Annotated in this window: 19 protein-coding genes and 1 tRNA gene; 7 read left to right on the top strand and 13 right to left on the bottom strand. The window is 57.4% G+C overall.

Features of this window, described 5'->3' with window-relative positions:
- Positions 1-22: 22 nt before the first annotated feature.
- The 9 genes from fba to VIN96_RS04595 all read right to left on the bottom strand — a co-directional run bounded on the left by fba (position 23) and on the right by VIN96_RS04595 (position 10,653).
- Positions 23-1,087 (bottom strand): class II fructose-bisphosphate aldolase, encoded by a 1,065-nt coding sequence (gene fba / locus VIN96_RS04555; protein WP_331894256.1) that lies wholly within the window; start codon positions 1,085-1,087, stop codon positions 23-25.
- Positions 1,088-1,125: 38 nt separating this feature from the next.
- Positions 1,126-3,105: a transketolase gene (gene tkt / locus VIN96_RS04560; RefSeq protein WP_331894257.1), complete on the bottom strand. Its 1,980-nt coding sequence runs from the start codon at positions 3,103-3,105 to the stop codon at positions 1,126-1,128.
- Positions 3,106-3,141: 36 nt separating this feature from the next.
- On the bottom strand, positions 3,142-4,080 hold the full coding sequence (locus tag VIN96_RS04565) for a phosphoribulokinase (RefSeq protein WP_331894258.1): 939 nt from the start codon (positions 4,078-4,080) through the stop codon (positions 3,142-3,144).
- A 27-nt stretch (positions 4,081-4,107) separates the two neighbouring features.
- Positions 4,108-5,118 carry a fructose-bisphosphatase class II family protein gene (locus VIN96_RS04570; protein WP_331894259.1) on the bottom strand — a complete coding sequence of 337 codons (1,011 nt, stop codon included), beginning with the start codon at positions 5,116-5,118 and terminating at the stop codon, positions 4,108-4,110.
- Positions 5,119-5,575: 457 nt separating this feature from the next.
- Positions 5,576-6,214: a response regulator transcription factor gene (locus VIN96_RS04575; protein ID WP_331894260.1), complete on the bottom strand. Its 639-nt coding sequence runs from the start codon at positions 6,212-6,214 to the stop codon at positions 5,576-5,578.
- A gap of 378 nt (positions 6,215-6,592) precedes the next feature.
- Entirely contained in the window at positions 6,593-7,969 is a 1,377-nt protein-coding gene (locus VIN96_RS04580) for a c-type cytochrome (RefSeq protein WP_331894261.1), read from the bottom strand.
- Positions 7,970-8,020: 51 nt separating this feature from the next.
- Positions 8,021-8,572, bottom strand: coding sequence for a NapC/NirT family cytochrome c (locus VIN96_RS04585; RefSeq protein ID WP_331894262.1), 552 nt, complete (start codon positions 8,570-8,572; stop codon positions 8,021-8,023).
- A 134-nt stretch (positions 8,573-8,706) separates the two neighbouring features.
- Positions 8,707-10,008, bottom strand: a complete 1,302-nt coding sequence (locus tag VIN96_RS04590) for an FCSD flavin-binding domain-containing protein (RefSeq protein ID WP_331894263.1) — start codon at positions 10,006-10,008, stop codon at positions 8,707-8,709.
- A 15-nt stretch (positions 10,009-10,023) separates the two neighbouring features.
- A complete protein-coding gene (locus VIN96_RS04595) occupies positions 10,024-10,653 on the bottom strand; it encodes a c-type cytochrome (protein WP_331894264.1) in 630 nt (209 codons plus the stop codon).
- 398 nt (positions 10,654-11,051) lie between these two features.
- Here VIN96_RS04595 and VIN96_RS04600 point away from each other — a divergent pair, with 398 nt between their 5' ends.
- Together VIN96_RS04600 and VIN96_RS04605 are read left to right on the top strand one after the other, a co-directional pair.
- Positions 11,052-11,240: a YqaE/Pmp3 family membrane protein gene (locus VIN96_RS04600; protein WP_331894265.1), complete on the top strand. Its 189-nt coding sequence runs from the start codon at positions 11,052-11,054 to the stop codon at positions 11,238-11,240.
- 53 nt (positions 11,241-11,293) lie between these two features.
- Positions 11,294-11,554 (top strand): DUF6460 domain-containing protein, encoded by a 261-nt coding sequence (locus VIN96_RS04605; protein ID WP_331894266.1) that lies wholly within the window; start codon positions 11,294-11,296, stop codon positions 11,552-11,554.
- A 21-nt stretch (positions 11,555-11,575) separates the two neighbouring features.
- Here the strand turns inward: VIN96_RS04605 and VIN96_RS04610 are convergent, their stop codons facing one another.
- On the bottom strand, positions 11,576-12,484 hold the full coding sequence (locus VIN96_RS04610; protein WP_331894267.1) for a LysR family transcriptional regulator: 909 nt from the start codon (positions 12,482-12,484) through the stop codon (positions 11,576-11,578).
- 104 nt (positions 12,485-12,588) lie between these two features.
- Here VIN96_RS04610 and VIN96_RS04615 point away from each other — a divergent pair, with 104 nt between their 5' ends.
- Positions 12,589-12,855 (top strand): DUF1127 domain-containing protein, encoded by a 267-nt coding sequence (locus tag VIN96_RS04615; RefSeq protein WP_331894268.1) that lies wholly within the window; start codon positions 12,589-12,591, stop codon positions 12,853-12,855.
- A gap of 115 nt (positions 12,856-12,970) precedes the next feature.
- Here the strand turns inward: VIN96_RS04615 and VIN96_RS04620 are convergent, their stop codons facing one another.
- From VIN96_RS04620 to VIN96_RS04630, 3 genes are all read right to left on the bottom strand, one after another.
- Positions 12,971-13,852: a phosphoribulokinase gene (locus VIN96_RS04620; RefSeq protein WP_331894269.1), complete on the bottom strand. Its 882-nt coding sequence runs from the start codon at positions 13,850-13,852 to the stop codon at positions 12,971-12,973.
- A gap of 284 nt (positions 13,853-14,136) precedes the next feature.
- Positions 14,137-14,213: transfer RNA gene (locus VIN96_RS04625), tRNA-His, on the bottom strand.
- Between the two features lie 38 nt (positions 14,214-14,251).
- On the bottom strand, positions 14,252-16,423 hold the full coding sequence (locus VIN96_RS04630; protein ID WP_331894270.1) for a cache domain-containing protein: 2,172 nt from the start codon (positions 16,421-16,423) through the stop codon (positions 14,252-14,254).
- Between the two features lie 455 nt (positions 16,424-16,878).
- On the opposite strand from VIN96_RS04630, the gene VIN96_RS04635 reads away from it, so the two are divergent.
- From VIN96_RS04635 to VIN96_RS04650, 4 genes are all read left to right on the top strand, one after another.
- Positions 16,879-17,217, top strand: coding sequence for a P-II family nitrogen regulator (locus VIN96_RS04635; protein ID WP_331894271.1), 339 nt, complete (start codon positions 16,879-16,881; stop codon positions 17,215-17,217).
- Positions 17,218-17,312: 95 nt separating this feature from the next.
- Positions 17,313-18,734: a type I glutamate--ammonia ligase gene (gene glnA, locus VIN96_RS04640; RefSeq protein WP_331894272.1), complete on the top strand. Its 1,422-nt coding sequence runs from the start codon at positions 17,313-17,315 to the stop codon at positions 18,732-18,734.
- A 419-nt stretch (positions 18,735-19,153) separates the two neighbouring features.
- On the top strand, positions 19,154-20,377 hold the full coding sequence (locus tag VIN96_RS04645; protein WP_331894273.1) for an ABC transporter substrate-binding protein: 1,224 nt from the start codon (positions 19,154-19,156) through the stop codon (positions 20,375-20,377).
- Positions 20,378-20,387: 10 nt separating this feature from the next.
- Positions 20,388-22,592 (top strand): ATP-binding protein, encoded by a 2,205-nt coding sequence (locus VIN96_RS04650; RefSeq protein ID WP_331894274.1) that lies wholly within the window; start codon positions 20,388-20,390, stop codon positions 22,590-22,592.
- The last annotated feature ends 5 nt before the right edge of the window (positions 22,593-22,597 follow it).

Consider the following 22,597-nt stretch of genomic DNA (forward strand, 5'->3'; position numbering starts at 1 on the left):
GATGCCGCTGAGTGGCGAGGTCTTAGTTGACCTTCGCGTCCAGCTCGCCGGATTCGTACTTCTCGAACATGGTTTCGAGAGACATCGGCTTGATTTTGCTGGCTTGACCGGCCGCGCCGAACGCTTCGTAGCGGTTCTTGCAGATGTCGGTCATGCCCTTGGTGGCTTCGGCCAGGAACTTGCGCGGGTCGAAGTTGGACTTGTTTTCCTCCAAGTGCTTACGGATCGAGCCCGTAGACGCCATGCGCAGGTCGGTGTCGATGTTGACCTTGCGCACACCCGACTTGATGCCTTCGACGATTTCCTCGACCGGAACGCCATAGGTTTGGCCCATGTCCCCGCCGTAATCGTTGATGATCTTCAGCCAGTCCTGGGGGACCGAGCTGGAGCCGTGCATGACCAGGTGAACGGTCGGGATGCGGGCGTTGATTTCCTTGACGCGGTCGATGCGCAAGATGGCGCCGGTCGGCTTTTTGGTGAACTTGTACGCACCGTGAGACGTGCCGATGGCGATCGCCAGGGCGTCGACGTTGGTCTTCTTGACGAAGTCCGCGGCCTCGTCGGGGTCGGTCAGCATCTGGTCCATTTCCAGCTTGCCTTCGGCGCCGATGCCGTCTTCTTCACCCGCTTCGCCGGTTTCCAAGGAACCGAGGCAGCCGAGCTCACCTTCGACCGACACGCCGCAAGCATGCGCCATGTCGACCACGCGACGCGTGGTGTCGACGTTGTACTCGTAGGACGACGGGGTTTTGCCGTCGGACATCAACGAGCCGTCCATCATCACCGAGCTGAAGCCTGACTGGATGGAACGCTGACACACCGCGGGGCTGGTGCCGTGGTCTTGGTGCATGCAAACCGGAATGTGCGGATAGGCTTCCAACGCACCCAAGATCAGGTGACGCAGGAACGGCTCGCCGGCGTACTTACGCGCACCGGCGGAACCTTGCAGGATCACGGGGCTGTCGACAGCGTCGGCGGCTTCCATGATGGCTTTCACCTGTTCCATGTTGTTGACGTTAAACGCGGGCAGGCCGTAGCCGTTTTCCGCAGCGTGGTCGAGAAGCTGGCGCAAGGATACGAGGGCCATAAATCTCTACTCCCTTCTGATGTTAAGTTGCTATTCGATTACAGGCGCGCTTTGGCTTCTGCAACCACATTTTCAGCCGTGATACCGAAGTGCTTGTACAGCTCGCCAGCCGGTGCCGAAGCGCCGAAACCGGTCATGCCGACGAAGCCGCCGTCGGTACCCAGATACTTGTCCCAGCCGAAGCGCATCGCGGCTTCGACACCAACCTTGACGGTGCCTTCACCCAGAACACTGGCCTTGTAGGCGTCGTCTTGTGCGTCGAACAGTTCCCAGCACGGCATCGACACGACCGCAGTCGGAACGCCTTCACCTTGCAGGGTTGCACGCGCCGCCATGGCGATTTCGACTTCCGAACCGGTCGCCATCAGCGTGACCTTGCGGGCGCCGCCTTCGGCTTCGGCCAGAACGTAAGCGCCCTTGGCACACAGGTTTTCGTCCGTGTGGGTGGTGCGCTGCGGTTCCAAACCTTGACGGGTCAGGATCATGCCCGTCGGGGTCTTTTCAGCCGCCAACGCAACAGCCCAGCATTCTGCCGTTTCCACAACGTCGCACGGACGCATGGTGTAGAAGTTGGGCATCGAACGCAACATTGCCAGCGTTTCTACGGGCTGGTGGGTCGGACCGTCTTCGCCCAGGCCGATGGAATCGTGGGTCAGAACGTACACGACGCGCTTTTCCATCAATGCCGACAGACGGATACCGCCCATCATGTAGTTGGCGAACACCGCAAACGTACCGGCGTAGGGAATGAAACCGCCGTGCAGGCTCAAACCGTTCATCACCGCCGACATGGCATGCTCGCGCACGCCGTAGTGGATGTAACGGCCGGAGAAGTCGACGTTCGTCACAGACGGCGTGGACGGGGTCTTGGTGTTGACCGAACCGGTCAAATCGGCGGAACCGCCGATCATTTCCGGAACGGCTGCGGTCAAGACTTCCAGGACTTTGCCCGAAGCTTGGCGGGTGGCCAGCTTGGGGTGGTCCGCGGCGGTCTTTTTCTTGAATTCGTTCAGCGCGTCTTCCCAACCGGCGGGCAGCTTGCCGGCGTCTGTGCGCACGAATTCGGCCTTGGTGGCGTCGTCGAGCTTGTTCAGACGGCCTTCCCAGGCTTCACGGTCGGCGGAGTTGCGGGCCATGGCCGAACGCCAGGCTTCGAGGATGTTTTGGGGAACTTCAAACGGGCCCGCGTGCCAGCCTAGGCCTTCGCGCATGCCTTTGATTTCCTCATCGCCCAGCGGTGCGCCGTGGGTGTCGTGGGTACCGGCTTTGGTCGGCGCGCCGTAACCGATGGTGGTTTTGCATGCGATCAAGGACGGTTTGTCGGACTTGCGGGCCTTGGCGATGGCCGCTTCGATGGCCGCGGGGTCGTGGCCGTCGATCTGCTGGGTGTCCCACTGCGACGCTTCGAAGCGGGCGCACTGGTTGTCCGACAGGGTCAGGTTGGTGTTGCCGTCGATGCAAATTTCGTTGTCGTCCCACAACACGATCAGCTTGTTCAGCTTCAGGTGGCCGGCCATGGAAATGGCTTCCTGGGAGATGCCTTCCATCAAGCAACCGTCGCCCGCGATGGTGTAGGTGTAGTGATCGACGATGTCGTCGCCGTAACGCGCGGCCTGCATCTTTTCCGCCAGCGCCATGCCGACGGCGGTGGTGATGCCCTGGCCCAACGGACCGGTGGTGGTTTCGATGCCGTCCACGTGGCCGTATTCCGGGTGACCGGCGGTCTTGGAGCCCATCTGACGGAAATTGCGAATGTCGTCGATGGTGATGTCTTCAACGCCCGAGAGATACAGCAGCGAGTACATCAGCATGGAACCGTGACCGGCCGACAGCACGAAGCGGTCGCGATCGGCCCACTTGGTGTGGCGCGGGTCGAATTTCATGAATTTGGTGTAAAGCACCGTCGCCACGTCGGCCATGCCCATGGGCATGCCGGGGTGGCCCGACTTGGCGGCCTGCACCGCGTCGACGGACAGGAAACGGATGGCGTTGGCCATTTCGTTGTGGGTTGCGGTCATTGGATGTCACTCCTCCCGAGTTAGATCTTTATTGCGTTAAATGGCGTGGTGGCCAAGGGCGGCCTTGACCATGTGGTAGGTGATTAACAGTTCAGAAAGCGCCAGCGGATGGCTGAGCGCGGTATGATTTTCGGCGTCGCGGAACTGGCCGACGTTTTCACGCAGGTGTTGGGCTTCGGGGATCAGGTTCCACAACAGATCCTCGACCGCCTTGGCGCGCTTGTCGGATAGGTCGCCGTGAATATCGAGCACATCCACCGGCTTGCCGTCGATGTCGCGCGCCAGCTCCAAACGAAAGCCCTTTTTCGCCGCGTCCAGAACCGGCGTGAGGTCCGGGTGCGGCAAGGTCGGGCGCAAGGTGTGGCGTACGTTCAAATGCGCACCGGTTTCCGAATGGTTGCTTTCGGGCGGATAGAACGACACCACCATGTCGGCGAAGGTGCGCTGCGGTTGAATGTAGTTGAGGCTGTCCTCGACGCGCTTTTCGATGATTTCCGAGACCCGCTCTTCCGAATAACCGCGCACCCGGGTGTCGCGCTGCATCTTCCATTTGATGCGCAGGTCTTCGTCGGGCTCGAGATAGATTTTGACGTCGTAGCAATCGCGCATGGCGCGGGTGGCGTAGCCCATCAGGCCTTCCAAGATGATGTATTCTTTGGGCTCGACATACTGGCATTGGCTGAAGGTGCCGTGCACGTGGTCGTACGTGGGCTTGAGGATCGGCTGTCCTTCGCGCAGCAACTGAATGTGCTGTTCCAAGATGTCGATGTGGTTGGCTTCCGGGTCCAACGCGGTGATGCCCAGCTTGGCGCGATCGCCGCGGTCGTATTTGTGATAATCGTCGGTGCACAGGTTGACCACGCGATCGGGGCCGAGAATCCCAGCGATGCCGTCGGCAATGGTGCTCTTGCCCGACGCGCTGTCGCCAACGATGCCCAAGATGATCGGCCGGGTGATGATGCGTTTGAATGGCATGCTGTGCGTAATCCCTTCTGGCGTCCGTTAAACACGCGGCTCGAGGTTGTGCCACGTGGTCAGCAGTTGGCGGCGACGGCACGCACCGTCTTTGCCACTCCCCGAAAGCAGCAGCGATTGCGTGCGTTCCATGTCGCCTTCGCGCTGAACGCCTTCGAACAACAATCCGGTGGTGATGCCGGTGGCGGTGAAATGCACATTGTCCGATTTCACCAAGTCGTTCACCCCCATCCATGCGGTGGTGTTCAGCCCGGCTTTCGAAACGGCGGCTTTTTCCGTGGTCAACTGCGGATCGATGCGCATCATGAATTCGCCGCCGAGCGCGCGAATCGCCACCGCCGACAACATGCCTTCGCGTGTTCCGCCGGTGCCCATCAAGGCATCGATACCGGACTTAGCGCCAAAACCGGGCATTGCCGCCATCAGTGCCCCGGCGACATCGCCCGCCGGATACAGCGCCACGCGCGCGCCGGCGTTGTGGATTTGGTTGACCAGTTCGCGATGACGCGGCTTTTCCAGGACGAACACGGTGAGTTCGGATACCGGCTTGTCGAGAATCGTCGACAATTGGCCGAGCTTCACCTGCGTCGGCGCGGCGGGGTCGATCTTGCCGCGGGCCTTGGCCGGAGCGGCGAATTTTTCCATATAGAACGCCGGGCCGGGATCGAACAACGACCCTTCCGGGGCCAAAGCCGTCACCGCCATGGCGTTGGTCATGCCGCGCGCCAGATAGGACGTGCCTTCGATGGGGTCGACAACGACGTCGAAACGCGGCTCGCCGGGTTTGCCGCACTTCAATTCGAGCCCCGTGGGCAGTCCGGTTTCGTTGCTGGCGTCGCAATCTTCGCCGATCACCACGCGCCCCGAAAGCGCCAGCTTGTTGAGTTCGGTGCGCATCGCCTCGATGGCGGTCTGAGTCGATTGCCCGCGGTTGCCCCGCCCCACCAGTCCGGCAGCCGCGCGCGCGGCCGCTTCCGTCACACGGCACAGCGCGTAGACGAACAACTGATCATCGCAGCCGGAAACAGCTAGAGACATGAACGTTCCTGATCTGAGTAAAATTCCCGCGCACAAACAGACAAACCGGACACCGCCCTTCTTTGGGCCAAACTCTCAGGCCGTTCCCGAGAGTGTCCGCATACCGTTCTCCGGTCCCCCAAGGGCGGCGACAAATGGGGCGTCCCCCCATGAAGGTAAAACCTTCGTCGCCGTCTCTCGCCCCAGGTCGCCCAAACGACACCCTGTTTCGAGAACCCTTGGCATTTCGGAGAGCTGCGCCTCCCCACGCGCTCATCCAAAATGGACCGGTAACTCCAGACGCCCACCCTATGAGGGAGCCTGGACGGTGGCTATCAAACCCCTTGGTGAGCGTTTATCCAACACCCGGGTGGGGGGCCGCACCGTTTCTTTCGGGTGGCCTATCACCCACCCCAAAGCATGGGGCGGATGGCAAGTCACGCCACCAACTTTCTAGCACACTGATTTAATTGAAATATCAGACATTTCCGCTGGCATTCAGATAGCAAGCCACCGCCTGGGCGCGGTTTTTGACATCGAGTTTTCCATAGAGATTTTTCAGGTGAAACTTGACCGTGTTGAGCGAAATGGTGAGATCGCCCGCGATCTGTTGATTGGTTCGTCCGCGCGCCAAGGACGCCAGCAGCTCTTGCTCGCGCGCCGTCAGGCCTGAGAACGGATCAGATCCGGAACGCGACAAATCCATAAACGGAAACACCATGCGCCCTTCGGACACCGCCAGAACGGTTTCCGCAAGCACCGTCGACGCGTCACACTTGGAACAGAATCCGGCACCGCCGAAGCGCATCACTTGACGCGGAATGTCGGGTGCCGAATTGCCGGTAAAAACGATGATACGCGGTGCGTTTTCGATTTTTTGCAGGGCTTGCAGCACGCCTTGACCATTGAGGTAAGGCATGTTCCAGCCGATGATGCCGACATCGAAACTCAGTCGATCGACGGCTTCCATGAAACGTTCGCCATCGGCCGCCGTGGCGACCAGATTGAATCGGTCGTCCTGGTCGAACAACTGTACCAATCCAGCCAGGATCAGCGGCGATTTGTCTGCGACGACGACCTCGATCGGCTCGCGTTCTTCTTTCTTCAAGTCTTTCACGGATCGCTCCTCAGTCCCAAAGAAGCATGCCGCTCCACCGCCTCGTTCCCCAGCTCCCCCCGGAGCACGCCCATACGGGTAGGTTTCAAACAGATCTACCAGCTTTAGGGACTGAATGTAAAGAACTATACCTACCCGCAGTGCAGCAATTCAACTAACACGCTGATAAGTATGAATTTATATATTACAAAAACGTGATGAACTGCCACACTTTTGAGTTATATCCGGACCATTTTGAGTACTTTTCGACCTGAATCCGTTTACCCACCCGCTCAAAATCATCTTTAGACGCGATATGGGTGAAAAAGCGGGTAGGTCCGAGGGCGAAAACATCGCCCTCGGACCCTTGAAAATCCCAAATTTCCGGCTTTGTCGGCCCTACTTGCGCTTTGGCAGCGTTTGCAGCTTGGCCAACACGTCCTTGATGATCGACGGCGACATGGCCGCCTGCCAGGCCGGCATCTGGTCGCCGGGGTGACCGTGCAGAACCTTGTGCAATGCCTGCCATGGCCGTTCCGTCGCCACCCGGCCCAACGGCGGCATGGTGCGGATGGCCTTGCCTTCGTCACCGTGACACGTCGCACAGAGGGTCAGATAGTACTGGGTGCTGTTGCCCGCCTCGCCGCGCGCCTCTAGAGATCGGGCGTCGATGTATTCGTTCATGTCGACCTGTCCCTGGCTGACGAAGCTGGCGAGGTCGTAGAGGTCGGCGTAGTGCAGTTTGTGGTCCAAGGCGTGAGTTTCGTCTTGCAGGACCTTGATGATCGCGCCGGGATGCGCCCCGACCATGTTGCGGATACCACGCACGCCGTGCGCGCCTTTGTAATCCCATCCATGGCATTCGACGCAGCGCCACGTGCTTGAGCCAGTCTCCACCTTTTCGCCCTTGGGAAACGCCGGATGGGCGTCGCCGGGATACTTGGTGTCGATTTCCGCTGCCCAGTCGTCATAGAGCTTGCCACCCCGGGCGATGGAAAACAGCGGATCGCGCGGCGGCAGACCTTGCACGAACGCTAAAGTCGACAGCGTGGTGCGCACATCGAAGGCGCGCAGTGCGGGCATGTCGTCGCCCGGGTGGCCGTTGAGCATCTTGTGCAGCGCTTGCCAAGGGTCCAGACGCGCTGCGTCGCCCAACGGCGGAATGGTGTCCATCAACCGCCCGTCGAAACCGTGGCAGTTGACGCAAATGGTCGAAAAATGCGCCGACGCATTGACCGGGTCGGTCATCGCCCGACCCGTGGCCCGGTCGATCACCCGGTCCATCGGCACCAAGCCCTTGATGATGAAATTGGCAATGTCACGCATGGCCTGGTCGTCGAAAATATCCCCATAGCCATGCTTGTCGTCGCGCAACACCGCCATGACGTCGTCGGGGGTTTTGCCGATCATTCCCGACACGCCCTTAAAGCCGGTGTAGTTGTCGCCGCTCGCGAAAGCCCCCTTGTCGCCGAGATAGTCCCAACCGTGACAACTGACACAGCGCCAGGTCTGCCACGGGGTCTTCGCAAGTGCGCCCTCGGCGGGATAGAGCGGGTGTGCCTCTTTGGGCTTTTTCAGCGCCAGTTCGCGCATCCAGTCGTCATACATTCGACCGCCTGCCGCCACCGACGCGACCAACTCCTGATCCGCTTGCGACACTTCAGGGGTCTCGGCGGCTTGGGTATTTTGGGCCTGCCATGCCGTCAGCGACAACAACGCGGCGCCAAAAACCAGCGAACGGGAGATTATATTGGACTTCAACGGGGCCTTGCGCATGATCTTGCCTCTTATCGTAACGGTCTAGGAGTGCGAGTGGATGGGGCGGGATCAGAAATCCGCGCCCTTGGGCAATTCGTGCACCACGCCCTTGTGGCATTGGATGCAATGACCGCCGTCCTTTTGCGCTTCTTGGTGCTTGCGCCGCGCGCGACGCCCCTGCTCGTCCATCAGCATGTTATCGAAATCATGACAGTTGCGGCATTCCTGAGAACCACGCGCCTCCATCTTGGCCCATACCCGCTTGGCCATGGCTAGGCGCTGCTCTTCGAACTGCTCCTTGCTGTCGATGGTGCCCAAGATTTCATGCAACACGTCTTTGTAGGCCAAAACCTTGGCAATCAACTTGTCGGGATATTCTTGGGGCACGTGACAATCGGGGCAACCAGCCTGGATGCCCACGGTGTTTTGGAAGTGAAAGCTCTTTTTGTATTCTTCGTACGGGTGCGTCATGGAATGGCACGATACGCAGAATTCCATGGTGTTGGTCATCGCCACGCCTTTGGTGAAAACGACCAGGAATATCGCCGTCGCCACGACACCGCCAAGCACCCCGGCCCACAGCATGATGGGCTTTTTCAGCCAGTTCAAGATTGCCTTCACGTTATCGCGCTCCCCGCACCGCCCGCATTTTTATGCGGCTTATTTGATACAGATTATTGCCTATTGAACACTCAAAGGTCCCCGCCCCAAGCGGGAACGGGGACCTTTTCGTGTGGTCGTCAAGACGCCGAGGATTAGCCCCAGGTGTCTTTACAGATGTTGTTGTACCAGCTGTAGGCGAATTCGACCTCGCGACGGCGCATTTCCGCGCTGGCGTCGGCCGGGGTCAGACCGCCCGCACCCTTCACACCGGCGATGACGTCCTTTTCGGCGTCGTAGCGGTAAACCGCCGCGACCGAGAAGCCGTAATCCGTACCGGCGATGGAGTAGCAGGTGTTGACGTAGGACGGCGTACCAACCGCTTTGCCCGCCAACATGCTGATGATGGCCGCGGCGCAGACTTTACCTTGCGAGTTGGCCGAGTAGCCCGATTTCGGCATGGAAGTCGCCACGGAGGCGTCGCCGAGCACGTGGATACCCTTGTGCACTTTGGATTCGAACGTCGTCTTGTCGACGTCGCACCAGCCCTTGTCGTTGGTCAGACCAGCGGCCGAGGCGATCATGCCCGCTTTTTGCGGCGGGATGTAGTTGATCACATCGAACTTTTCTTTACCGCCCGACAGCGTCTCAACGGTCATGTCCGCAGCGCTGATCGCATCCAAACCGCCCGTCGATGCGGCGGAACGCCACTCGATCAGGGAGTTGTCGGTGCCGAAACCGTACAGGTCTTTCCAAGCCTGCGTAAACAGGCCTTGCTTGGAGAACTTGTCCTTACGGTCGATGATCACGACTTTGGACTTCGGTTTGTGATGTTTCAGGTAACCCGCGATCAAGCTGGCGCGCTCATACGGCCCAGGCGGGCAGCGGAACGGGTTGGGCGGGGCGACGATACAGACCTTACCACCGTCCGGCATGGCTTCCAGTTGCTTGCGCAACAGCGCGGTCTGAGGACCGGCTTTCCACGCGTGGGTGATTTTGTCGAAATCGCCGACGCTGGCGAAACCATCAACTTTGAAGTCGATGCCCGGCGCAACCACGCAGTGGTCGTAACCGAACGTGGAGCCGCCTGCCGTGGTCACGGTTTTCTTGGCAGCGTCGATGCCGCTGACGGAATCCTTGACCACCTTGATGCCCATGGCGACCAGACCGTCGAAGGACTGTTCGATCTGGCTCAAGGTGCGCTCGCCGCCCAACACTTCGTTGGACATGAAGCAGGTGTGATAGCTGGCTTTCGGCTCGATGACGGTGACGTCGATGTCGGGGTTGCCGAGCTTCAGATAGCGCGCCGTGGTGGCGCCGGCGACACCGCCGCCGACAACGACGACTTTACCGGCCGCTGCCGCGTTGGCGAGGCTTGGCGCCGCAAGGGTGACACCCGTCGCAAGCGCGACGCCGCCAGTCGTTTTCAGAAAATTACGACGATTCATATTGCTCATTTTCCATTCCCTCCCTTACTTGCGGCTGGCATAGAACTGAAGCACGGCTTCAACGCCGTCAGCACCATGCTTTTCTTTAAGTTCGGCGAGGGTGCGTTTTTTCTTACGCTTTTCCTTGTCCGACATGTTCGGATTGTTGTCGATGCTGCGCATGCCGGATTCGAAATCCATCAGATTGTTGCGCAAGTACGGCAGCATTTGCCCGGCAAGAATGGGATAATCTTCGGCGGCATAGCCGTCCTTTTCATGACAGCTTTCACACAGATCCTTGATCAAAGCCTTGCCTTTGTCGGCCATCGCGCCATCCGTCTTTTGGTCGGCGACGCGGCCAAACGGCATGGATGAAAAGTGTCCGGCGATTTTATCGATTTCGGCGTCGGTGTAACCTTTCGCGATACGAGCCATGATGGTCGACGGACGGTTGGTGCCGTCACGATAGGCCTTCATGGATTCGGAAAGGTAAAACTTGTTCATGCCTGCAATGGTCGGCGCCGCGGGGCCCTGGCTGACGCCATCGGGGCCGTGACAACCGTTACAGGTATTGGCCAGCATGCTGGCATCCGCTTCGCTAGCCTGCGCACCGGACAGCCCCATGAGGCCAAACAGCGCACCCGCAGCGAGAACATAGGTCATTGATTTGCGCACAATGCGTCCTCCCACTCGTTATGTTTCGTCCCAAATCAATAACACACGAAAACAGGTGTGCGAAAGCAAAAAAAGCACAGTATATCAATGGCTTCTACATAATTACGAGGCGCATTTTACATTTTGAATCTCTAATCTTAATGGAGTATTTTTGATACTACACCTTCATTACGTTTTTCTTATTTTGCATCGCACCAAACCTTTAAATGTAACAACTTAGTGACATTGCCGACCGCTCACCCATAAGTTGTTATCAGTTGATAACCAGATGTATTGTTGCTCAAAAGTCTTGCAAACGAGGTGCAATTCACGGAATCTTGTGTAAAATCGACCAGAGACACCTGCACATTATTTTCAGCTATATTTTTTTACGGGTGTCATTACGAGGACTAGTCATCATGCGTCTCCTGCTTGCCATTCTCTTACCCTGGCTTCAGTTTTTCACCATTGGCCGTCCATTTGCCGGCATCATTTGCTTGATTCTGCAATTGACCCTGATCGGCTGGATCCCCGCCGCAATCTGGTCCGTCTATGCGTTGAGCCAGTACAAAACTGACAAGAAGATCGAAAAGGCCCTGGGCGGTTGATGTTTCGTCCCGCCGTTTTCAGTCACAATTGACCACCGCCACCGGACAGAACCATGGCCGTCACGCCCCGCAACGCCCCACGCATTCCCGTCGTAAAATTGCTGATCTGGTGCTTGGTCATCGGTTTGCTGCTGGCGATGTTCAATGTCTCGCCGGAAAGCGTTTACGCGTGGGCAGGCGAAACCGGTAAGGCGATTTTCAATTGGCTGTGGGAATTCGGTCAAAACATCGGCCCCTACATACTCATGGGTGCCATGCTTGTGTTGCCCATATGGGCCGTCTTCTATCTGTGGAATTGGTTTAAGAAAAACTGACAGTCTGTTGACTTTGCTAAATCATGCAGACATCAGGTTTTGCGGTCGACGCCAGTTCCTGAAGTGCTCGCGGATGTGCTGGGCCAGTTCGGCGGCGACTTCGTTCAAACCACTCACGGACGTATACAGGTTGATATAAAACACCGGCAGGGTCGGCAACCCGTCCGCTTCCCCCAAAACCGCGACGAATCCCGGAACGGTCGATTCCAAGATCGCCGTAACCGCCAAATCCGCCTGCACCATTGCAAAGGTCGCATCCATGGAACGCATCGCACTGGTGAGGCGCCAATCGCGGTTTATGGCCTCCAGCGCGCTGAGCATCGCGGGGCGGAACATACAGTTTTCATTGCACAACACCACCGGCATCGGACTTTGCGTATACGCGTTGCCGTTGGGTGCACCGATCCACACCAAATCGTTGCGCAACAAAGCCTCCGCCCCCTTCGGGGTGTGGGTTTCTGTGGTGAGGATGAGATCGAGTTCGCCTTTGCCCAGCGCAACTTTCAAATCACGCGAAGCCGCCAAATCCAACTCCACGCTGACTTTGGGATAGGCCTGGCTGAAACTTTTCAAAATCGGCGCGGCGAACGGCGACACGATGTCGTAAGGGATACCGAGACGCACCACACCGCTGAATTCCGGTGCGGTGATCAAGGAAAACACTTCGTCGTTCAAGGCGATCAGGCGCCCGGCGTGCAAAAACAACCGCTCACCATCCCGGGTCGCGACCAAACCTTGGCCGGAACGTTCAAACAGTTTCTTTTGTAGCAAGTCTTCCAGCCGCTTGATTTGCTGACTGACCGCGCCCTGCGTCACGTTGAGACGTTTTGCAGCCGCCGTCATCGAGCCGCTTTCCGCAACGGCGACAAACGCGCGCAACAAGGCAACGTCGATATTTCGGGTAAGGCCGCGAACTTCATTAGCATTCATAATAGGGATGATTATGAACATTCGTTTTACTAATAGCAAGTCCTCCGGCAACATCGTCTCATAGGAACTCAAAGTGACAACCCGATGAACTGGGAGATGCGACCATGACACACAATGCTCTTCACGCCTGCTGCAACGATGTGCATGCCCATGCACCTGCACATGTCGACGGACTTACCCACTCTGTGCCGTTTCAAGACCGCGTGGTCCGCACTCTCATTTTGTTTGCTGAATGGTGCAAGCGCGCCTATGCGCTGCATATGCAACGCCGCAGCTTAAGAAGTCTTAACGATCGACAATTGCGCGACATCGGACTGAAACGCACCGAAGCCTTGCGCGAAGCGGCGCGCCCGTTTTGGGACCAGCCTTAAGCTTAGGTTTCCGGGTTCCCCTGCGCTCTCCATGGTTTGTTTCCTCCGAAAGAGCGCAAAAAAAGCCGCCGGGATCGCACCCCCGGCGGCTTTTTAATGTTGGTTGCGTCGGACGTTAGCCGCGCTCAGACATCATGGCCCGCAAGATCGGGGTCAAAATCAGCTCCATGGCGAAGCCCATTTTACCGCCCGGCACCACGATGGTGTTGCGACGCGACATGAACGAGTGCGGAATCATCTGCAGCAAGTACGGAAAATCCACACCCGAAGGGATGTTTTCCGGTTTGCGGAAGCGAATCACCACGACGCTTTCGTCAGGCGTCGGGATGTCGCGCGCAATGATCGGGTCGGAGGTATCGACCACCGGCACGCGCTGGAAGTTGATGTCGGAATATTGGAACTGCGGCACGATGTAGTGCACGTAGTCGTGCATGCGGCGCATGATGGTGTCCATCACCGCCTCGGACGAATAGCCGCGCTGCGACGTGTCACGGTGGATCTTTTGAATCCATTCCAAGTTGATCACCGGCACCACGCCGATTTTCAAATCGACATGGCTGGGCATATCGACGGTACCGTTCTTCACGCTGCCGTGCAGACCTTCGTAGAACATCAGGTCGGTGCCTGCGGGGATATCTTCCCACGGGGTGAACTGACCGGGCTGCAAACCTTCGTAAGCAGCGGCTTCTTCTTCGGAGTGCAAATACAGGCGGCGCTTGCCGGTGCCCGTTTCGCCGTAGGTCTTGAACAGTTCCGCCAACTTTTCGAATTCGTTGGCTTCGGGGCCGAAATGGCTGAAATTCATATCGCCGGCCGCTTCGGACTCGGCGACCTTGGCCTTCATCGCGGCACGGTCGTAACGGTGAAAGCTGTCACCCTCGATCACGGCGGGATTCAGGCCTTCACGGCGAAACATATGCTCGAAAGCATCTTTGACTGTGCTGGTGCCGGCCCCGGAAGACCCGGTCACGGCGATGATCGGATGTTTTTTCGACACGCTTGCAATCCTTCCCTGTTGGATTTCAATTTTTTAACGCCGCCCTAAATGAGCGATCTCTAATATTTCGCAGTATGGCGCAACCGGGCGCGGCCCGATAGCCAGAAATCACGTTACAAAATCAAATTCGCAGACGGATCGAACGCATTGTGGCCCAACAAGGTCACAATCGAAGTCGCTCAATCCGGCCGGGGGGAGGTCTCTATACACGCCACAAAGAGGTGCAGCGAAGCCGGTAGGTCAAAGATAGCGGGCCTGGACGGCGCTCCGCTCACTACGCAAAATGGGGTGGCTGATGGGATTCGAACCCACGACCTCCGCGACCACAACGCGGCGCTCTAACCAACTGAGCTACAGCCACCATAATGTCCGGGGCGGTGCCCCGAAAGCCGCCCTTATCTAGACGGATCGAATGCCTCCGTCAAGCACCCCTTTTTGTTCGCCGACACGATCTGGACCAAAGCGAAGGCTTACTGTGGTTCCAACCCCCAATTGACTGGTGATCTTCATCTCGCCGTCGTGGGCTTTGACCAGTTCATCGGTCAACGGCAAGCCCAATCCGGTGCCTTCCACCGTACCCGCAATGTGGCTGTTGGTGCGCCCGAACGGTTCCATGGCCGAGACGATTCCCTCTTCGTCCATGCCGCTGCCGGTATCGGTAATGTGCACATGTAGAGTTTGCCCGATCTGTTCCAAACGTAGGGTCACCTTGCCGCCTTTGGGGGTGAATTTGACCGCGTTGGAAAGCAAATTCAAAAACACCTGCATGATTCGACGTTTATCGCCATAGAGGGGCGCCAAACCGGCGGGCGCGTCGAGAACTATCTGCACCTCGCCTTTTTCGGCGCGCGGGGTAAGCTGCAACACCGCCGCATCGGCGACCTCGGCCAGATCAACCTGCTCTTCGTTCAAGACCATCTTGCCCGCTTCGATTGCCGACAAATCGAGAATATCGTTGATCAATTCTAACAGGTGCGCGCCCGACATATGGATGTTGGCGATGTATTCAGCGTATTTTTCGTTACCCAGGGGACCGAGAATCTCGTGTTTAATGCTGTCGGAAAATCCGATGATGGCGTTCAACGGCGTGCGCAATTCGTGGCTCATGTTGGCAAGAAAGTCTGATTTCGCTTGGTTTGCGCCGTCGGCCTGTTCTTTGGCGCGCAGATAATCCTTGGTGCGTTCCTTCACCAATTCCTCCAAACGCAAGCGCTGGTCCGACAAAGTCGCCTCGGCTTTTCGGCGCTCTTGGATTTCATGTTCAAGCTGCTGGTTCTTGATCTCCAACTCAGCACTGCGATCCAACGCTAAGTTTTCGATCTCTTTTTGGGCGCGAACCATGGTGTTTGCCGAACGGGCGATGTCTTCCAATTCCGCATACCCCATCTGCTCGGGGTCGATGGTGACGTTGGTTTTGGCGGCGTGCTCGAAAAAGGACAGGAAGGCCGCAAAATTGGATTCCAGCGATGCCGATATCCGCCTCGCCAACACGAAGTAGATGGCGATCATCACCACCAGCACCAAAACGGAGCGCAATACGTTTTCCATCAGCCGCTGATTGAAGGTGTTCATGCGGTGACGGATTTGCGCCTTGGTGTCGTCCAACATTACGCCCGCGCCGATATACCAGTCGAAGCCTTCAACGCCTTCGACATAACTGAGCTTTGGACGCGGTCCACCGCCTGTAAAACCGGGAATGTGGTAGGTCACATATCCGCCCCCGTTTTGGGCGGCTTGGATGAGTTGTTGAACGATTTTGACGCCGTTCACATCGGTAACGTCATACATGTTCTGGCCTTTGGCCGGACCGACCAGAGACAGGCCGTCCCATTGGCCGGCGAACAGATAATTACCGACCCCGGCGGTGGACGTCTGCACCCGCTCCAACACCTTTGTCTTGGTTTTTGTCAACGCTTCGTCAAGGTAAATACCGCTGCCGATCACCCAGCCGAGCGGCTCGAACAGCTTCACGTAGGTCAGCTTGCGATGTAACGTCCCGCGGCTGCCGGGCTTGCTCCAATCGTGACTGATAAAGCCTCCGCCTTTCTTGCTTTTGGCCAGTTGCAACACCCGGGTCACCAGGTCACGCACCTCCTGCGGTCCATCGCGCAGCATATTACGCCCTTCGTTCTGCGGGCGGTCTGTGGCCAACTGAGAGACACCATTAAGGTCTAGGATGAAATAATACCCTCGACCGCCATCATAGCGAATGGCGCGCAGAGTCTCGCGCACTGCAGTTTCCAACACATCGCGCTCAGTCGTCAGGTCGGGACGGCGATATACATTGCCAACGATGGACACCGCTTCGCTGACCCGCTCTTCCAGCTCACGTGCGGCAGCCTCCTCATACGCATCGCGTTCCGCGCGCACGTACTTGGTCATGTCGGACACGACCAACTTCAAAAACGCCTTTTGTTCTTCGATATGAGTTTTTTGGAACAAATCGAGCTCACGGGTCAGGCTGCGATAATCCTGATAGGCCCAGATCGCCCCAATGGTCAAAATCGCAAGCAAAGCCCACAAAGCCATCCGTGTCGGCACCGCTGTCGCGATTTTCGCTTTGCTCGTCATTGCGTCCCCAAGCTCGCGCGGCCTCACCATTTCCTCCCGGCAAGGTGGCTCCGAACCCTCACCACCGGAAATGGTGACCAAGTTTTTTACAGAAGACTAGAATAACCCATTGTGCGCAAGACTAAGTTTGGAACAAAATATGCGTCGCTCATCCAAACGGGAAAAACGTCAGACTATAGAGTGATGTCGCGGCCCGATACAGATGAGCAATAATGCATCATGTGCACAATTTTTAAGCAGGAATTGGGCGCTCCCAGATCACTCAAAGAACCACGAAACATCCGTATTTGTTTGTTATTAAAGTATTTTTTTTTCAACAGAGCCAGTTGGCACGGGCCATGCTAATTAAACGCGACGCCGGACTAGGAATTTTCCGCGCGTCGTGACAGAGTGGCCGGATAAAGCCCAACCCAGTGGCCCTACCGGCGACAAGGCCAAGCGGAGACCAAAGCGCGATGAAAAAAATCGAAGCCATCATCAAACCCTTCAAACTGGACGAAGTGAAGGACGCTCTTCACGAAGTGGGCCTGCAAGGCATCACGGTCCTCGAAGCGAAGGGGTTTGGCCGTCAGAAAGGACATACCGAGCTGTACCGCGGTGCAGAGTACGTCGTTGATTTCCTGCCCAAGGTCAAACTTGAGGTGGTGTTGGACGACAGCCTCGTCGAGCGTGCGGTAGAAGCCATCCAGCAAGCCGCGCACACCGGCCGAATTGGCGATGGCAAAATCTTTATTCTGCCTGTTGAAGAGGCGATCCGGGTTCGCACTGGCGAAACAGGATCGGAAGCCATTTAAACGGGCCCATCTGAATTTCGACCGCAATCATAATGCAGGGATACCCAACCGGTCGAATTCCCCTTAAAACCCACTATCCACTGAGGAAGAATATTATGTCTTTGGATTGCAAGACCGCTGATGACGTCATCAAATACCTGAAAGACGAAAACATCGATTTCGTCGATCTGCGTTTCACCGACCCCAAGGGTAAATGGCAGCACCTCACCATGTGCTCCGACTTCGTCGACGCCGATGCGTTCGAAGACGGCATCATGTTCGACGGTTCGTCCATCGAAGGCTGGAAAGCCATCAACGAATCCGACATGTCGCTGATCCCCGATGCGACCACCGCCGTGATGGATCCGTTCTCCGCTCAGCCGCAGATGATCCTGTTCTGCGACGTGCGCGAGCCGTCCACCGGCCAAGGCTACAACCGCGATCCGCGTTCGGTCGCCAAGCGCGCCGAAGAATACCTGAAGTCCACCGGCATCGGCGACACCGCCTACTTCGGTCCGGAACTCGAATTCTTCGTCTTCGACGACGTGCGCTTCGACGTGTCCATGAACCGTTGCTCCTACGAATTCGACAGTGACGAAGGTCCCTACGTCACCGGCAAGATCATGGAAGAAAGCAACCTCGGTCACCGTCCGCACGTCAAGGGCGGCTACTTCCCGGTTCCCCCCGTTGACAGCGGCCACGATCTGCGCGCCGAAATGGTCACCGTGATGAAGGAAATGGGCCTGGTCATGGACAAGCACCACCACGAAGTGGCGCCGTCCCAGCACGAACTTGGCATGACCTTCTCCACCTTGGTTCGTTCCGCCGACAACATCCAGATCAACAAATACTGCACCCATATGACCGCGCACACCTACGGCAAGACGGCGACCTTCATGCCGAAGCCGGTGGCTGGCGACAACGGTTCGGGCATGCACACCCACATGTCGATCTGGAAAGACGGCAAGCCGAACTTCGCAGGCAACGGCTACGCCGACCTGTCCGAAGAAGCGCTCTACTACATCGGCGGCATCATCCACCACGCCAAGGCGCTGAACGCCTTCACCAACCCGTCGACCAACTCCTACAAGCGTCTGATCCCGGGTTTTGAAGCTCCGGTTCTGTTGGCCTACTCGGCACGCAACCGTTCCGCTTCTTGCCGCATCCCGTATGTCGCTTCGCCGAAGGGCAAGCGCGTCGAAGTCCGCTTCCCGGACCCGACCGCCAACCCGTACCTGGCCTTCACCGCGATGATGATGGCCGGCCTCGACGGCATCCAGAACAAAATCCACCCCGGCGACGCCATGGACAAGAACCTCTACGACCTGCCGCCGGCAGAGTTGGCCGAAGTTCCGACCGTTTGCGGCAGCCTGCGCGAAGCGCTCGAAGCTCTCGACGCCGACCGCGAGTTCCTCAAAAAGGGCGGCGTGATGGACGACGACATGATCGACGGCTATCTCGATCTGAAGTGGGAAGACGTGTACAACTTCGAACACACCCCGCACCCGGTCGAATGGCAGATGTACTACTCCTGCTAAGACAGGATCGATCGAACATCGCAACCGTCTTGTTGCGATGACACATCAAGGGCCCCGCCGTACCGGCGGGGCCCTTTGTTGTTTTCAGCTATTCAACCTTGCCGTTCGGTTATGAAGTGATGACTTTCACCGATGCCCGCACGGCTGTAAGCGCAATGCTCGAAATTTCATGTGCACTTCAGGACCATCAAAGCTCTGCAAGAGGGTGCTCAGAAACGATTAAACACCCTATACTAGATCGTATTTAGGCTGGCTTTACGATCACAAACAATATGGCAAGCCCCCGCTGTCGCTCACTGGAAAGTTCTTTACTATCACCACGGACATCACCATATCGCAAAGACCCATGTGGATTGCCTGTCGTTAGTTTTCAGATAGTTATCTAACATCGTTTCGTGGATTGGATTTAGGGATTTGAAGTGGTCGCACGACCTGCAAAATTGAGTTTTATTGCTACGATCGCGGTCTGGTTCACGATTGGGATACTCGTCGTGGCAACGCCTCAATCTGCACGATCCGAAGAAGCGACCGAAGAGGCCTTCGTCATCGGCTTAAACGCCGACATGTCCTCGGCGTCGGCGGAGTCCGGCGAAGCCATCCGCCGCGGCATGGTTGTCGCCATCGACGAAATCAACGCTGCCGGCGGCATACTCGGCAAGCCTTTGCGCCTGAAGATCCGCGACCATCGTGGAAACCCGGCGCGCGGCATCGACAACATCGACGCCTTTGGCGCCGAAGACGATGTGATCGCCGTGATGGGCGGACTGCACACTCCCGTTTCCATGGCCGAATTGCCGAACGTGCAGCGCCACAATCTGATCTATCTCGTACCATGGGCTGCCGGCACGCAAATCGTTGATAACGGTTTCACACCCAATCCGGTTTTTCGCGTTTCTGTCCGCGATGAATACGCCGGCCGTTTCCTCGCGCTGGAAGCTCAAAGGCGCGGTTTCAAATCCGTTGGGTTATTGCTGGAAAACACCGGATGGGGGCGGTCCAACGAAACGGCGATGAGAACAGTGGCTGCCGAAATCGATCTGGATATTGCAGACACACAATGGTTCGGCTGGGGGGTGAAAGGCCTCAAGCCACAAGTCGAGGCGCTGCGCACGAGCGGGGCGCAAGCCATCATTCTGGTCGCTAACGCCCGCGAAGGCGCCGTCGCCGTGAACGCCGTCGCCCGAATGAAATCCCAACAACGATTACCGGTGGTTTCCCACTGGGGTATCACCGGGGGAAGATTTGTTGAGACGCTCGGCGACGATATTGAAGCTGTCGACTTGACCTTCTTGCAGACCTACTCATTCCTGCGCCCAACCCGACCAGAACGAGCGGATGCGTTTCTCGCCCGTTACTACGATCTTTTTCCCGACACGCAGCGCAAAGCGCAAGAGATCCTCTCCCCGGTCGGCACCGCCCATGCATACGATCTAACCCATATGCTGGCACGCGCCGCCACTCAGGCGGGATCGGTCGATCCGGACAAACTGCGTTTGGCGTTGGAAAATTTAGGGCGTTACGAAGGCCTCGTTAAGGTTTACGATCCCCCCTTCACGAACAACCATCACGACGCCCTGATCTTGACCGATTTTACGCTTGCGCGTTTTTTAAAAAGCGGCGCAATCGTTCCCGTGAGAAGGTGAGACGACAACGGTGACGACGAGCCACCCCCATGCCACACCCCTACTCGGGTCAAAAACTGCACGGCGGCTGTTGTACCAGCTGCTGCCGCTGGCGTTGGTGGTCTTGGTTGGGATCGGCCTGATCGTCGAAAAGGTTGCCCGCTCACAACTCGAAGCCGATGCCGACGCGAACCTCAAACGTCTTGCCACGCAAAGCAGCTTGGCGCTGCGAAATCGCCTCGACATCATCCAAGATGCCGCAACCGCGATCGCCGCCAACGAAATCCTCGTCAACGCCATAATCGACACGTCGTCGCGTACGCATCTCACGGCATTTTTCGCCTCATTGCGCATGCCCGTCGGCGGCGAAACCTACATCACCCTTACCGATTACAAAGGACGAAGACTGGCCAGCACGACGCAATCCGTCAATGGCTTCACCCATCAGCCCTGGCTTGACCGGGTGATGAACGGCGAGCGGGTACTCGAAATCACCCGCACGAAAATGGTGTTGGCGGTGCCGGTGTTGTACAATGGCTTGGCGGAAGGCATGGTGGTCGTCGAATTTCCCCAAGCGACAATGTTCGAGATCTTCCGCCTAGACCGCGCGAACGAGGCCAACGCCGTCCTTTACAAAGGACGCGTGATCACGTCGACGGCCCCTGAATTCGTCCTCGGCGGCGAAGTGATTTTCGCCAACAGCACAGACCGTCACAAAGATTGGTTCGTGGTGCGTATCCCCGTCATCGGGTTGGAGGGGTTCGAGCTGTTGGTTGGCCAACCCAAAGCCGTCACCTTCGCGTCACTTAGCAACATACATCTCGCGTTGCTGTTCAGCGGCATTCTCCTTGCACTCACCACCACCCTCGCCATCGTCATCACGCTTAGAATTTTTTCCTCCCCCCTATCGGCGCTGACCCTGGCCGTCGGCCAAATCCATGATGCCAACGACCTGACGCATACCACCACCATCACCGGTCCGGACGAATTTCAAGAACTGGCCGCAGCTTTCGATACCATGCGTGTGCGTTTGAAAGAAACACTCACAGCACAAAACGTCGCCGAGACCGCCAACAAGGCCAAATCCGAATTTCTGTCGTCCATGAGCCATGAACTGCGCACGCCGCTCAACGCCATCCTCGGCTTCAGCCAATTGCTGGAACTCGATCGCAAACCCCAGTTGACGGAACGCCAACTGGAAATGGTTCATCAAATTTCGCGGGGCGGCACGCACCTGCTCGGCCTCATCGACGATATCTTGGACTTGGCCAAGATCGAAGCCAACAAACTGCCAATTTCCATCGAACGCGTTCACCCCCATCACATCGTCTCCAATGCGTTGGCATTGATCGAAACCATGGCCAAAAAGCACAATGTCAGATTGATCAAGGACAGCAGTGATGACTGCTCGAAGTGTGACAAGACATGCACGATCATGGTCGATCACAACCGCTTCAGCCAGGTGCTGTTGAACTTGCTCAGCAACGCCGTCAAATACAACCGCAATGGCGGCGAAGTCACATTCACCTGTAACCGCCTAAATAATGGATACATGCGCTTCACCATCTCCGATACCGGCATGGGTGTTGCGCCCGACCTGCAAGAGGGCCTGTTCGCGCCGTTCAACCGCCTCGGTGCTGAAAACAGCACCATCGAAGGCACGGGTATTGGCCTCACCATCACCAAAACGCTGACCGAAATGATGGGCGGACGCATTGATTTCACCAGCCGCGAAGGGGTAGGCTCAGACTTCTGGGTCGATTTCCCCATTGCCGAGGACCTGCCGTATATGAACGATCTAGATACAAACGATGAAACGCCGCCCCTGCCTGCGGACGCAGCGAATGTGGGGCGGAGCACCGTGCTTTATATCGAAGACAATCCATCCAATCTGGAATTGATGGAAATTATTTTCGAAAAGCTGGATAACGTGCGCATGATTTCGGCCCACACGGCGGAACTCGGTCTGGAAATCGCTGAACGCGAGCGCCCCGCGCTGATCTTGATGGACATCAACCTACCGGGCATGGACGGGATGGAGGCTTTGAAGGTCATTCAAAGAACCCCATCCATCGACAAAACACCGGTTATCGCGGTGTCCGCCAACGCCATGAAAAACGACGTCGAACGCGCCCTGGAACTGGGTTTCAAGGCCTATATCGCCAAGCCGTTTCAGGTCAACGAGATCCTTTCGACCGTTCAGGCCACCCTGGATGCGCAAACGTCCTCGACTTGATCTTA

Origin of the sequence: Magnetovibrio sp., assembly GCF_036568125.1 — a bacterium.
Classification (GTDB): Bacteria; Pseudomonadota; Alphaproteobacteria; order Rhodospirillales; family Magnetovibrionaceae; genus Magnetovibrio.